The sequence below is a fragment of the Gilliamella sp. B2824 genome (genome assembly GCF_026536245.1).
Taxonomy (GTDB): domain Bacteria; phylum Pseudomonadota; class Gammaproteobacteria; order Enterobacterales; family Orbaceae; genus Gilliamella.
Genome location: NZ_JAFNON010000001.1, coordinates 273,423 through 288,221 on the forward strand (window position 1 = coordinate 273,423; position 14,799 = coordinate 288,221).

Annotated in this window: 12 protein-coding genes; 4 read left to right on the forward strand and 8 right to left on the reverse strand. The window is 35.0% G+C overall.

The genetic code is table 11. The features are described 5' to 3' along the window. Positions 1-11: 11 nt before the first annotated feature. Both dcd and mltA read right to left on the reverse strand, forming a co-directional pair. Positions 12-593 (reverse strand): dCTP deaminase, encoded by a 582-nt coding sequence (dcd, locus tag J3U56_RS01270; protein ID WP_065634318.1) that lies wholly within the window; start codon positions 591-593, stop codon positions 12-14. Positions 594-663: 70 nt separating this feature from the next. Then, on the reverse strand, positions 664-1,752 hold the full coding sequence (gene mltA, locus J3U56_RS01275; protein ID WP_267343576.1) for a murein transglycosylase A: 1,089 nt from the start codon (positions 1,750-1,752) through the stop codon (positions 664-666). A gap of 199 nt (positions 1,753-1,951) precedes the next feature. Here mltA and cycA point away from each other — a divergent pair, with 199 nt between their 5' ends. Further along, on the forward strand, positions 1,952-3,325 hold the full coding sequence (gene cycA, locus J3U56_RS01280; RefSeq protein WP_267333291.1) for a D-serine/D-alanine/glycine transporter: 1,374 nt from the start codon (positions 1,952-1,954) through the stop codon (positions 3,323-3,325). A 38-nt stretch (positions 3,326-3,363) separates the two neighbouring features. Here the strand turns inward: cycA and J3U56_RS01285 are convergent, their stop codons facing one another. Continuing rightward, positions 3,364-4,398, reverse strand: a complete 1,035-nt coding sequence (locus J3U56_RS01285; protein ID WP_267343575.1) for a TerC/Alx family metal homeostasis membrane protein — start codon at positions 4,396-4,398, stop codon at positions 3,364-3,366. A gap of 175 nt (positions 4,399-4,573) precedes the next feature. On the opposite strand from J3U56_RS01285, the gene dacB reads away from it, so the two are divergent. Continuing rightward, the gene (dacB, locus tag J3U56_RS01290) at positions 4,574-6,007 is read left to right on the forward strand and encodes a serine-type D-Ala-D-Ala carboxypeptidase (RefSeq protein ID WP_267333293.1); all 1,434 of its coding nucleotides are present in this window, start codon (positions 4,574-4,576) and stop codon (positions 6,005-6,007) included. 60 nt (positions 6,008-6,067) lie between these two features. On the opposite strand, the gene J3U56_RS01295 is transcribed toward dacB, so the two are convergent. Continuing rightward, the gene (locus J3U56_RS01295) at positions 6,068-7,903 is read right to left on the reverse strand and encodes an ABC transporter ATP-binding protein (protein ID WP_267343574.1); all 1,836 of its coding nucleotides are present in this window, start codon (positions 7,901-7,903) and stop codon (positions 6,068-6,070) included. Between the two features lie 254 nt (positions 7,904-8,157). Beyond that, on the reverse strand, positions 8,158-8,844 hold the full coding sequence (locus tag J3U56_RS01300; protein WP_065634324.1) for a LexA family transcriptional regulator: 687 nt from the start codon (positions 8,842-8,844) through the stop codon (positions 8,158-8,160). A gap of 647 nt (positions 8,845-9,491) precedes the next feature. On the opposite strand from J3U56_RS01300, the gene J3U56_RS01305 reads away from it, so the two are divergent. Beyond that, positions 9,492-9,668 carry a Sec-independent protein translocase subunit TatA gene (locus tag J3U56_RS01305; RefSeq protein WP_065634325.1) on the forward strand — a complete coding sequence of 59 codons (177 nt, stop codon included), beginning with the start codon at positions 9,492-9,494 and terminating at the stop codon, positions 9,666-9,668. 14 nt (positions 9,669-9,682) lie between these two features. Further along, a complete protein-coding gene (locus tag J3U56_RS01310; RefSeq protein WP_267343573.1) occupies positions 9,683-10,867 on the forward strand; it encodes an FAD-dependent oxidoreductase in 1,185 nt (394 codons plus the stop codon). A 63-nt stretch (positions 10,868-10,930) separates the two neighbouring features. Here J3U56_RS01310 and J3U56_RS01315 read toward each other — a convergent pair whose 3' ends face one another. The 3 genes from J3U56_RS01315 to mutY form a co-directional block, all read right to left on the reverse strand. Then, entirely contained in the window at positions 10,931-11,971 is a 1,041-nt protein-coding gene (locus tag J3U56_RS01315) for an NADH:flavin oxidoreductase/NADH oxidase (protein WP_267343572.1), read from the reverse strand. 526 nt (positions 11,972-12,497) lie between these two features. After that, on the reverse strand, positions 12,498-13,685 hold the full coding sequence (locus J3U56_RS01320) for an MFS transporter (RefSeq protein ID WP_267343571.1): 1,188 nt from the start codon (positions 13,683-13,685) through the stop codon (positions 12,498-12,500). A gap of 69 nt (positions 13,686-13,754) precedes the next feature. Further along, complete coding sequence (gene mutY / locus J3U56_RS01325) at positions 13,755-14,798, reverse strand: A/G-specific adenine glycosylase (protein ID WP_267343570.1); 1,044 nt, start codon at positions 14,796-14,798, stop codon at positions 13,755-13,757. Position 14,799: the final 1 nt, after the last annotated feature.

Consider the following 14,799-nt stretch of genomic DNA (forward strand, 5'->3'; position numbering starts at 1 on the left):
TACTAAGCGTGCTAGTCTTTATCAATACGACTGGCAACTGCACCTTGTTGATCTTTATATTTTGCATCTTTTCTGCTGTTGTAAGGTCTTGCTGCTTTCCCAGTTAATGTTTCAAAACTTAATGCGCCAATGGTCATTCCTGGTCTGAGCGCTAATGGGATTTTTCCCGAATTGTAAAATTCTAATACAATTTGTCCTTGCCAACCAGGATCGATACGGTGAGCGGTCACATGTACCATCAATCCTAATCTGGCCAGTGATGAGCGACCATCTAGCCAGCCAACTAAGTCGTCAGGAATAGTAACGGACTCTAACGTGACGGCTAAAGCTAACTCACCGGGATGAAGATAAAAAGCATCGCCTTCTGCAAGGACCATTTCTTCACTCATCACACGTTCAAGAACCGCTGATACTTGTTCTTTAGGACCACTCAAGTCTATATAAGGTGTAGTATGTTCCCGAAAGGTACGAAATTTATTACCCAATCTAACATCGACGGTTGCGCCATTGATACAATGAGTTGTTGGTTGCGGTGTAATTTTTAGTTTACCACTTTGTAAATACGCTTCGATATCTCGATCGCATAATCTCATGAGTTATCCTTAAATATACTGTTATTTGCTTATTCTAACAGGTTCTAACGATGCCGTCGATGTTGATAATTTAGGGTTTGATAACCCATGCACGACCATAATGATTATAGTATCCGGCTAATTTTCCTGGTTTATCACCGATTCCTAAATAAAGATCAAAATGTTGCCCTTTAATTGCGCCACCAACATCTAACGCTACCATCAACCGCGTTTCCCGACGACCTCGATATTGACCATCGTCATCAAGTAAGGGTACATCCACTAACACAACTGAACCAATTGGAATAAGTGATTTATCTGATGCCACCGATGCATTGGCAACCAGTGGTACCGCTGCTGCACCTTTTACCTCAGCATTAGGTTGAGGTTTAAAAAAAACAAATGAACGGTTTTGAATTAATAATGCTTTGACTTGTTTTTCACTTTTGTTTTTAGCCCAATCTTTAATGGCTTGAATTGACATTTTGTCTTTATCGATTTCGCCTTGTTCGACTAATAAGCGACCTATGCTTGAGTAACCATGACCATTTTTACCACCATAACAGAAGAAAACTAAAGGGGTACCATCTTCAAAATCAATATAAGCACTTCCTTGTACTTCCATAATAAAATTATCCATCAAGGAATTACTGTAAGCAATTTCAAGACCCTTTCCGGCTAGGGCTCCATTATAAATTTGTTCGCGATTCGGTAATCGTCCACTAGTTTTTGCAGGCATTTTATAAATAGGGTATTTGAACTCTGCATTTGGTTGGTGTCTTGCTTTGATGACAGGGGTGTAGTACCCCGTTAAATGGACATTACCATAACCATCTTGGCCTGCCATTTCATAACTATTTAGCCCCACTTTGTTAAATTCATCTGCCCCTAACGACCGGTTAATCCAGTTATCTATTGCTTTATAAATATGTTCATTTTTTCGATATAAAGATGGGGATGTAGATTTAATTTTGTTAACTTGAAGCACATAATCGGTAATATTGACTGGAATCCCCAGATCAGGATGACTAACATTGAGTGGCGAACTAAGTTTACCATCTTTGTACAGTTTTCCCTGTTTAAATTGACGTTTTGCATTACTTTGACAACCAGTTAAAACGGTTAGTACAAATAAAATGCACACAATATATATTCGATAATGGCGGTTATATTCTTTCATCTTAGTTAATCATTATAATACGTTATAAAATTATAGGTGGTTATGCTACACAATTCTATTATAAGAAACTACCACTAAATGTGATGTTGCCATAAAAAGTTTTCATAACAATTAAGCTTGCGGTTTGACGGCATAAACTTTATAGTCCTACACTACGGATAGTAGTGTGAAATTTTGAAACTTAAAGGTAATCAATGCGATGAGCGATACATCTCCAAACAGTGATCTTAAACGAAATCTTTCCAATCGACATATTCAACTAATCGCAATCAGTGGTGCTATTGGTACCGGCTTATTTATGGGGTCAGGTAAAACGATCAGTCTTGCAGGACCATCGATTATTTTTGTGTATATGATAATTGGCTTTATCTTATTTTTTGTTATGCGAGCCATGGGTGAAATCCTTTTGTCTAACTTAAAATATAAATCCTTTAGTGATTTTGCCAATGATCTGTTAGGCCCTTGGGCTGGGTTTTTTACAGGATGGACTTATTGGTTTTGCTGGGTAATCACTGGAATAGCTGATGTTGTTGCTATTGCTGGTTATGCGCAGCATTGGTTCCCTCAATTACATGCATGGATCCCAATGCTCTTGACGGTAATTGTGTTATTGACGTTGAATTTATTAACAGTGAAAATGTTTGGTGAAACCGAATTCTGGTTTTCAATGATTAAAATTGTTGCAATTTTAGCATTGATTGTTGTTGGACTTGTTTTGATTTTGACTGCTTTTCACTCAGAGCAGACCAATACTACCGCTTCTTTTGCCAATTTATGGAGTTATGGTGGGTTTTTCCCTCATGGTTCAATGGGCTTTTTTGCTGGTTTTCAAATTGCAATCTTTGCTTTTGTGGGTATTGAATTGGTGGGTACTACAGCCGCTGAAACTGTTGATCCAAATAAAAATCTACCTCGAGCAATTAATTCGGTACCCGCTCGTATTATTTTCTTTTACGTTTTTGCGTTAATTATTATTATGAGTGTCACACCTTGGATTTTAATTTCGCCAAATAAAAGCCCGTTTGTTGAGTTATTTACCTTAATTGGTTTACCCGCCGCCGCCAGTGTTATTAATTTTGTAGTTTTAACTTCAGCTGCATCTTCTGCCAATAGTGGAATTTACTCTACCAGCCGAATGTTATTTGGGTTAGCCAAAAAACAAGATGCTCCAGAACCTTTTGGGAAATTATCGCGCAGATCTGTCCCTGCCAATGGTTTACTGTTTTCATGTACCTGTTTATTTGGTGGTGTAGTTTTAATTTATTTAGTACCGGACGTAATGGCAGCTTTTACCATTGTTACTACCATTTCCGCTATTTTATTTATGTTTATTTGGTCGATGATTCTGGTTTCTTATATCGCTTATTATCGAAAAAAAGCGGATTTACATCAGCAATCTAAATTTAAAATGCCTGGTGGCGTTTTAATGTGTTATGTATGCTTGGCATTTTTTGCTTTCGTAATTGTATTATTGACGTTTGAGACAGATACCCGCCAAGCGCTTATAGCAACACCAATTTGGTTTGTTATTTTAGCGGTAAGTTATTGTGTTCGTGGTTTAAAAAGACAGTAAAATCTAATAGTTAGGCAGGTTTTTTTACCTGCCTAATATTATGAATTGCTTGCGGGTTTATTCTTTTTAGGCCAGATAAAACTGGCAATAATCCCTAAAGCTAATAGACCTAACACAATATATAAACTCATTGTTGGGGTTATGTCGATTCCGTATCCGAACAAATGGTTGCTAGCATTCAGAGCCAATTTGATAGCGATAAAAAATAATAAGCAAATAACAGCTTTACCTAAATGCACGAGATATTGTTGCATCGCTTCTAATACAAAGTACAGTGTTCTTAAACCTAAAATAGCAAATATCATTGCACTATAGACAATTAAAGGTTCTTGGCTCACCGCGATAACTGCTGGCACGGAATCAAAAGCAAACATGACATCACTCAGCTCAATAACGACAATACATAGGAAAAGCGGTGTTGCATATAACGCTTTGTGAGTATTGATATTGCTTAAATTTTTATTTTCTGGTTTAGTCAATTCATTTTGCACTTGTTTTCGTGACAAAAAAAAGTGATGACCAACCAGTTTGGGATAGGTTGGAAACAGACGGTTAGCAATTCGGTAAGCAATATGGTGTGAGTAATCTTTGATAGCTTGGTCATGATTTTGGTTTTTTAACATCATTACGCCACTGTAGGCAACGGCGACTGAGAAAACCAATTCCATCCAAGGACCTAGGGCTAATAATTCGGTACCAATGATGACAAAAATAGCCCGGAAAATAATCGCGCCTATCACGCCTAAGTAAAGTAATCGATGACGATAATTTTCAGGAATGCTGAACCACGAAAACAGTGCCATAATGACAAATAAATTATCGATTGAAAGCGCCTTTTCAAGCACATAACCTGTTAAAAATAAGCTTGCTATTTCAGCGCCGTGATGAATATATAAAAATAGCGCAAAACATAATGCAATAACAATCCAAAAAATAGACCAGGTTATAGCATTAGTTAAAGTAATAGGCTTATCATTATGATGAGCATATAAATCAATACTTATTGCTACAATTGCTAGTATAATAAAAACTAAAATTGTTTCTATAGGGAAACCTAATGAGTTGTGAATCATAGTGACATTACCTAATTTTCAGATTGATTTATGACGTAATGTAAGTATTGTTCTAAGTTATATCAAACATCTTCATAAAAATGATTGAGTATATATTGATAGCAAAACCAAAAAAAGATATATTTATCAAATTGTTTAAACTGTCTTTGTTTATTAAACTTTCGAGCAAACTTCCATGCTAAATTTTCGGCTATTTATCTTATTTATTATCGCAATTTTTTCCAGTCTACTCCAAGCACAATCTGTTGAACCTTATATTTCTACTCTACCCAAAGGCAGTGATATATCAATTTTAGTACAGACGGTTGAAAATAATCCTAAACTTTTAGCTAAATATAAAAGTGATCAATTCAAGCAACCGGCCAGTACACAAAAAGTGATTACTGCTTTAGCAGCCGAACTTGAGTTAGGCAGCGATTTTCGGTTTATTACACGAATGCAAACTAATGGCACAATAAGTAATAAACAATTAAATGGTGATTTAATTATCCAATTAAGTGGTGATCCAACGTTTTCGCGTGAAAAATTACGCAGTATGCTTATTGCTTTACGCCAAAAAGGGATTGAAAAGATTGCAGGTAATATAATTTTAGATACCTCGATTTTTACCAGTCATGATAAAGCACCAGGCTGGTCATGGAATAACTTAACGGCTTGCTATAGCGCACCTTCATCAGCCGCAACAATTGATGATAACTGTTTTTACGCAACAATTACACCGAATAAAGTTGGTGCTATTGCATCTGCATCTGTTGCCGCTAGCAATCCTGTGATAATTACCAGTGATGTTCGAACTGTTGCTGCAAACAGTAAAGATTTAAATGATAAATATTGCGAACTTGATGTGAGTTATTCAGATAAAAATCGATATTATTTGTCTGGGTGTATCTCAGCTAGTGCCGATAAAATGCCATTAAAGTTTGCTGTTGTTGATAGTATTGAATATTTTTCAACGATTTTAAAGAATGAACTAAAAGCACAAAAAATAAGTTATACCGGTGGCATAATAGAAAAAAACAAAAAAACTAACTCACAACTTACCTTGTTAACCGCAAGTCAGTCTGCTCCTTTGTCTGATTTATTAACTGTGATGTTGAAAAAGTCTAATAACTTGTATGCTGATGCTATATTTAGAACTCTGGGTGCTCACTATTTTAATATCTCAGGTACCTGGCGTAATGGAAGTGATGCGGTAAAACAAATTTTACGCAAAAAAGCAGGAATTAATTTAGAGAATCTTGTCATTGCGGATGGTTCAGGATTGTCGAGATTAAATTTAGTTAGTGCCGATAAATTAATGGAAGTATTACAATACATTGCAGCTAATAATGCACGCTTAGGAATTATTGAAAAACTGCCCATAGCTGGAATAGATGGCACTTTGCAATATCGTAAAAGTTTTAGCCAACCACCGTTTAAAGAGGCTATTATTGCGAAAACAGGTTATATACAAGGTAGTTATAATTTAGCTGGATTTATTCAAAAATCTGATGGTCATTATATTGCTTTTGTTCAGTTACTGTCAGGCTATCAAGCTGAAAGCCAAAATGAGCCTAAAAGTGCAATTATGAAATTTGAATCTGAATTTTATAAGAATTTTGTTAACTAATGTGAATTACAGGAAGATTATACGTGCGTGTATATTCTTCCTTTTTTAATCGATAATTCGCTAAAGGTTATCGCCCAAAAAGCCGCCACTTTGATGTTTCCAAAGTTGTGCATATAAGCCATTTTTATTTAATAGCTGTTGGTGTGTACCTTGCTCAATGATTTTACCTTGATCGAGCACGACTAATCTATCCATTGCTGCAATGGTCGATAAACGATGGGCTATCGCAATAACGGTTTTTCCTTCCATTAAGGTATATAAACTTTCTTGAATGGCTTGCTCTATTTCAGAATCAAGTGCACTTGTTGCCTCATCCAAAAGTAAAATAGGGGCATTTTTTAAAATGACTCTAGCAATTGCGATTCGTTGTCTTTGCCCTCCCGATAATTTTATACCTCGTTCGCCTACATAGGCGTTATAACCTGTTCTACCTTTAGCATCGACTAATGTTTGAATAAAGTCATCAGCATGGGCTTTTTTAGCCGCTATGATCATCTCTTGCTCACTGGCTTGATTATTACCATAAAGTAAATTTTCTTTTACTGAACGATGCAGTAGCGAGGTATCTTGGGTGACCATACCAATTTTGGCACGTAAACTTTCTTGGGTAACATTGGTAATATCTTGACCATCAATAATGATTTTACCACTCTGTAAATCGTAAAAACGTAACAGCAAGTTAATTAGTGTCGATTTACCAGCACCAGAACGACCGACTAATCCAATTTTTTCACCAGGATTGATGGTAAGATCTAAATTCTCGATTACCGCATTTAACCGTTTTTTATCATAATTAAAATCTATATGCTTAAATTCAATTTTACCTTGATTGACTTTAAGCTCAGTTGCATCGGGTTTATCTGTGACAGCTTGAGTGGCTGAAAATGTTTTTATTCCATCTTTAACAACACCAATGTTTTCAAATAAGGAGGCTATTTCCCACATGATCCAATGTGAAAAACCATTTAATCGTAGTGCAACTGCGGTTGTTGTGGCAATCGCACCCACTCCGACTAATTGTTGGCTCCATAGCCAGAGTGAAATCGCTGTCGTACTTAAAATCAGTGAAATAGAAAGCAAATGGTTTACAATTTCAAAACTGCTCACTAGGCGCATTTGTTTATTGACTGTAATTAAAAATTCATCCATGGACTCTTGGGCATATTTAGCTTCATTGCCAGCATGTGAAAAAAGTTTTACTGTCATAATATTGGTATAGGCATCTGTCACGCGTCCTGTCATGGTTGATCTGGCGTCTGCCTGCATACTCGCCACTTTACTTAAGCGTGGAATGAAATAGTACATAGCAATGCCAAAAAGGACACACCAGCCAAAAAAGGGTAATAAGAACCAAGGATCGAGTTGTCCAATAATTGCTGCCATGGTGATAAACGAGATAAGCACATAAACTAAAATATCTGCTACCAAAAAACAGGTATCTCGAACGGCAAGGGCTGTTTGCATGACTTTTGCTGATATTCTGCCTGCAAATTCGTCTTGAAAAAATCGCATACTTTGATTTAGGACTAAACGATGTAAATTCCAACGTATTCTCATCGGAAAATTACCAGCAAGTGACTGATGCTTAATAATGGTTTGTAAGCCAATAATCAACGTACTTGCTAAAATGATTAAGGTAAATAAAATTAAGGTACTTTTTTCTTGTTGCCAAAATTTACTTGGCTCAATGACAGCCAGCCAATCAACTACTTTACCTAAAGCCGCAAATAAGAAAGCTTCAAAAGCGCCACTTAAACCACTAAGTATAATGAGTGATAATATAAAGATGCGAATGCCTTTTGTGGATTGCCAAATAAATTTAAAAAAGTTTTTAGCGGTAGGTTGTGCGCCATCTTTAGGATAAGCTGACACCAATTTTTCAAAAAATCGATACATAATTGACCCAATAATTAGTAAGGTTAGCCATTGATTTTTTATCAATGATCAAAAGAAATATGCGGGTAATAGTTATAGATATAAATTATCTAAACACTAAATTGTTGTGTGATATTTTTAGATGAACATTATTTAGCTTTCTACCTGATGTAGGAAAATTATACCTATTAGTAAAATAACGAGGAAATTACAGGTTGTAGATTTCCTCGTGTTTAAATTATAGCCTGAACTAATTTGGATTGCTACTTATGGTATTAAAAAACATCTTTAATGATTTGTACTGCACGACCTACAATATTGTATTTTTCGAAATGAGCTTTAGGAACCTCAATAGTTGGATATTGGTTATTGTTACAAATTAAGATCCAACTGCCCAGTGTTAATCTTATTTTCCTAAGCAAGGTAAAATTTTCATATTCGATTAAATAAATGGCACCATCAATAAGTTCACTTTCTTGTGTGTTGATAATCACGCCATTATTATTTTCAATGTCTGGTGCCATTAGATCGCCTTTAGCCCAATAAATTATTAGTTTTCGGATATCGAGGCCTCGATGAGCAGCCCAACCCTCAACAATAGGATAATTCATCACTGGTGGGGTTTCACGAACATAACGCTGAGTTTGCGCTTCTTCTTTAGTGGGTAACTGTTTTTTATAAACAGGAATTCGATAAATATTTTCGTTATAAATACCATCATCTTCGTCTTTAGGATCGAAAACTTCTAATTTATAACCGGTAGCAAGCCAGTTGAAAGATACATTACATTTTTCCGCAATGACTTCTAAACGGGTAAGAGATGGATATGTTTTACCTGATAAGTAATCTCTGATAACAGTTTCTGACATATCACATTTTTTAGCAAAGGCAGAAACAGATAAACCTTGCATAGAGCTGTATAATCTATCTTTAAATGTTTTAACATTTTTATTTTTAATCATATTTATTTCTGTCTACTTTTTATTTTCATCCGTTTACTAATTATAAAACATATTTTTTTAGTTTTATATATATGATTATCAGAATAGTTTGTATTTAAAAATGTTTTTTCTTAATTTCGGTTAAATTATTCGTTTTATATTCTGATTTTTGTTTAATTTTACGTTTTAAAATTAGAGTTTTTAAAAAAATGATGATGTGTTTTTTTCTGTTTTAAAAAAGTTATTTTATACGAAAAATAAAGTATTTTTATAATTTAATATGTTTTTTTTAATAATTTTTGATTTAAGTTAAAATATTGAAAATGAAATAATTAAGTGGTTATTATATTGTATATTAATGATTTTATTTGTTTTATTTTTAATTTTGCTACCTTTCTTTAAATAAATACGAAAGCAAATAAAAACGTTGACTAAAACGAAAAAAAATGGATAATAAGCAGGGTAAGGATTTTTCATTGTTTTCTTTCCTTATATTCCTTATATTTCATGTTGGCCTGTATATTTATATACAGGTCTTTTTTTTATCCTAAAATAACTTGTTGTGAAATCCCTTAATAAAAAGCGTATAATTAAGCTAATACTTTAAGTGCTGTGTTGTTGTTTTGGATCAAGCATAGCAGTAATACTTTTTAAAAGAGGATTTTTATATGTCATTTAGCATTCCACACCTTTTAGTGTTTCTTGCTGTAGTCATTTTATTATTTGGCACAAAAAAACTACGTAATTTAGGGTCTGATTTAGGTTCAGCTTTAAAAGGGTTTAAAAAAGCGATGAATGATGATGACACTGAAGTCAAAAACGATAACAAACTTGATAATAAGTAGCGATATTTGTTGGTATGAATAAAAATTTTGATATTGCTATTGTTGGTGGTGGATTAGTTGGTTTAGCAACTGCTTGCGCACTTAGTCAACATGGTTTAAACATTGCGCTTGTCGATGCTAACATTCATCAGCATCAACAATTATTTCATAATGAGATAGGTATTCGAGCGTCTGCAATAAATAATGCTAGTCAGCGTTATTTTGCGCAAATTGGGATATGGGATGATTTATTAGCAAGTAAACGAGTACAAGATTTTTCTGAAATAGGTGTTTGGGAAAAAAATGGTCAAGCACATTTAGCTGCTCATGCCAAAGATTATGGTTATGCTAATCTTGGTTATATCATTGAAAATGATGTAATATCTCACTATCTTTATCAATACGCATTATCACGTACTAACATCACCATTTATCCTGATCAAGCAATTAATAGTGAGTTTAGCCAAGATTACGCTTGTCTAACATTATCTAATGAAACTGTATTATATGCTAAATTAGTCATTGGTGCTGATGGGGCACACTCTTGGATTCGAAAGCAAGAAAACATTTCTGTTTTTGAACGTAATTATATTCATCATGCTGTAATAACCACAGTTGAAACGCGTTACTCACATCAATCTTGTGCAAGACAGATTTTTTATCCAAATGGTATTGTCGCTTTTTTGCCGCTTTGGCAACAAAATAAAAGTTGTTTGGTTTGGTCAACCAAGCCTGATAATGCGGCAATGTTATCTTCAATGTCAGAATCAGATTTCTGCAATGAATTATTTCATTTAACGGGTGATAAAGTCGGTCAATGTCAGTTAATCAATCCAAGAATGGTTTTTCCGTTGAAAGCGCGTTTAGCAAGACAATTTATTAAACATCGTTTAGTGTTAATTGGTGATGCTGCTCATACCATTCACCCTTTAGCTGGGCAAGGTGTCAATCTTGGATTTCAAGATTCAGCATTATTGGTTACAACAATTAAAAAATTAATTGATCAACAAAAAGATTTTGGATTAGTTGATAATTTAAAATTGTTTCAATTTATGCGTCGAAAAGATACCTTAGTGATGTTAACCGCTATGCGAACCATACAAGATATGTTTAACGGTGATAGTCTTGTTAAAAAATTAATAAGAACAGTTGGTATGAATACTATCGATCATTGCTCCCCTATCAAAAAACAGTTAATTAAATATGCTATGCATATTTAAGTTAAATTTATGACTTCATTACCCTTAAGCATGGCTTGATGGATAATGAAGTATAAAACTGAGTTATTTAAACGCTGCAGCATAAGAGCTTGGTATAAATGGTGAGGATGGGATATGTAAAGCCCAATATGGATCGCGTAATAACCCTCGTCCAATGCCAATAAGATCAGCATCTTTAGTGCTTAATACATAATCAGCTACATATGGATCTTCGAGCATACCGACGGTGATAATCGGCAAATTTGTTATTTTGCGAATGCTTTGCGCTAAATAAACTTGATAGCCAGCATGAAATTCAGGGGTATGTGCTGGATCTAACTGTCCGTCCCCCCCTCCACTGACATCTAATACGTCAGCGCCAGCATCAGCAAAGCATTTGGCCAGTTTACGTCCGTACTCAACATCATAGCCGTCCTTTCCGTATTCTTGGGCTGAAAAACGCACTATTAAAGGCATATCCGATGGCATGACTGATTTGACGGCTTCGATAACTTGCTTAGCAAATAATAATTTATCTTGCCCGTATTCATCAGTTCGGTGATTACTTTTTGGTGAGCAAAATTGATGGATCAAATAGCCATGTGCCGCATGTATTTCAATCGCATCAAACCCAGCAGCAATTGCTCTTTGGGTTGATTGTTTGAATTTTTCAATGATCTCGATGATTTCATCTTTGGATAATTCCCGAGGTGTTTGGTATTGCCATTTTTCCATGGCTTCGTTAGCGCCATCATATTTAATTGGTGAGCACGACACGACATCAGATGTACCTAATGCTTTGCGTCCGGCATGGGCAATTTGGATGGCGATTTTGCCATTTTGTGCATGTACAGCATCAACAATTCGTTTGAATTGATCTTTTTGCTCATCATTCCATAAACCCAGACAATTTGGCGAGATTCGACCATTTGGCGCGATATTAGTCATTTCTACAATAATTAATCCAACACCGCCAACCGCACGCGACACATAGTGAACAAAGTGCCAATCATTAGGCACGCCATCCGTTGCTTGATATTGACACATTGGCGGCATCACAATACGATTTTTGAGTGTTAATTTTTTTACAGTAAATGGCGTATTAAGATATGAAATTTTTGCCATAAATGACTCCTTAAGTATTGAGTAATTGGACCATTAAACCGTTTTTAATTTAAAAATATTGATGGTAGCTTTATGATTATTAACTATTACTGAAAACATTTTAGCGATGATTACCACCATAATGGTTGCTTTAATTTATAGAACAACGATGTACTTATCAATATTAACTGCTATTTAGCATATTGTATTATAAATAATCTTATTCTAAGCAAGAAGAGGATTATTCCGTTTCTTCTTGTTATGTACAAGGGGTATTGTGTTAGTTTTTAGTCTATTTGATACTATCCATTTTTATTATTTTCAATTCGGATTAATTCTTGTGCCAGGAATTTTAATTAAGCTAATCTATAATAAAATCAGAAGTTAATTGTGATTATTTAATCGATCATCTTAAACAATCAACAATTCGGTTTGTTTAAGCAGAAGAAAAAATAAGATTATAAACAATGTGTTAAACTATATTAACTAAAGCTCAAATATTTTTATTAAAAAATAGGGTTGAGTTGTTTGTGATATCAATTTAAATTCAATGATTGTAATATTTTTTAGTATTGTAAATATACCAACTGACGATACCAAGTAACCCCAATAGCGTTCCGGTAATGGCTATCGATAGCCAACCATAGTGGCTAAATAAGTAGGTTGATGTAACCGAGCCCAGCATGCCTCCAATAAAATAGCAAACCATATAACCTGTGTTCATTCGACTGCGGGCATCGGGTCTAATTTGATAAATAGCACTCATATTAGAAACATGGGTAACTTGTACCGAAAAATCGAGCAATATTACGCCTAAAATTAGCGCTATGATTGAATACTGTGCTAGTGAAAGTGGTAGCCAAGATAGTAGTAATAAACATAAACCAATGGTTGTCGCTAGTGTGCCTTTACCTATATCAGATAATTTTCCGACAATCGGTGAGCCAAGAGCACCAGCCGCTCCCGCTAAACCAAACAGGCCAATAATAAAATCAGAATAATGGTAGGGCGCATCAGTCAATAAAAACGCAAGTGGCGTCCATAATAGTGAAAATAGGGCAAAAGAAATAATTGCCAGTAGCGAACGAATTCTCAATATTGGTTCTTGCTTATAGAGTGTGGCGATTGATAATAACAGTTTAAAGTAATTAATATTAATGGTATTGCGATAGGTAGGTAAACAAAAACCAAGTAACGCAGTGACAGTGACCATAATAGTTGCCGCAATCCAATAGACATAATGCCAGTCAGCATTTGACGAAATAGCCCCTGCAAAGGTTCGACCTAATAATATACCTAATAACATACCGCTCATTAATGTACCAACCACCTTTCCTCGATGCTCAGGTTTTGATAAGGTCGCAGCGAATGGAATTAATACCTGGGCGACAGTTGAAAAGAGTCCTGTCAAAGCGGTTCCTAGTATTAGCATCCATAAATTAATCGATAAAGCGCTAATAATAAGACCACATGTTGATAAGATCATTAAAATCAGTATCAATTTTTTACGTTCGAGTTTATCACCTAGCGGCGTAATAAATAATAAGCCGACAGCATAACTAAACTGTGCAGTCATAATGATCGCGCCAGAGTGTTCAACTGCAATGTTTAAATCATTGGTAATAGAGTGTAACAGAGGTTGTGCATAGTAATTACTGGCAATAGTAATACCTATTGCAAATGCCATTAAAAAGATTAACCACTTCGACAAAGCTTGATTTTGTGTATTGTTCATTAGCTATTTTAAATAAAAATAATCGGCAATTATATACAAAAAATATGGGTAGAAAAACTTGGCTTGATATTAAACGAATTGTTTTAGTAAGTTATAAATTGGTGTTGCCAAGCCAATTTTTGCATTCTCAGTTTTCAAATTATACCAATAACCATTGGTCTCATCTAAACACTTTTTATAATTAGTGATAATACACTTGATCGGTATAATATCTAAGTGAAAATGGCTAAAAGTGTGTCGAAACGAAATTAATTGTTCTGGCGGCGTGGTTTTAATTCCCCTTTGGATTAACCAATCTTCTAATGCTTGTTGATTTGCAAATTCGGGTAAGCAATATAAGCCTCCCCAAATTCCTGATGGCGGTCTTTTTTCTAACCATATTGCGTGTTGATATTCTAGTATCAAAAAATAAGCGGTTTTTTCAGGAAGCGTTGATTTAGGTTTTTTAGTTGGAAATTGTTGCCAACTTTCGGTTTTGTAAGCTATACACTCAACATTGAGTGGGCATAAGTTACACTTAGGTTTAGAACGCGTACAAACTGTCGCGCCTATATCCATCATCGCTTGATTAAATTTTGCGACATCGTGTTTTGGCGTAACTTGTTCACTCAACTGCCATAGCTTATTTTCGATAGTTTTGTTGCCTGGCCAGCCTTCTACGGCAAAATAACGAGTCAGTACTCGTTTAACATTACCATCTAAAATAGCAAAATGTTGATTTTGTGATAGTGATAAAATAGCACCGGCAGTAGAGCGTCCGACTCCTGGTAATGCAACAACATCATCAAAACGAGTCGGAAATATACCTTTAAATTTGTCATTGACAATTTGTGCGGCTTTATGCAAATTACGCGCACGAGCATAATAACCCAGTCCAGTCCAAAGGTGTAGAACATCGTCAATAGGCGCGTTGGCAAGATCAGAGATCTTAGGAAAATGCGCAATAAATCGCTTAAAGTAGGGAATAACTGTTGCAACTTGGGTTTGTTGCAACATAACTTCCGACAACCAGACATGATAAGGGCTTTTTTCTATTTGCCATGGTAGCGTCTTTCTACCAAACTGCTCATACCAGCGAATGACCGCTTGAGAAAAATGTTGCATCATTTTCATT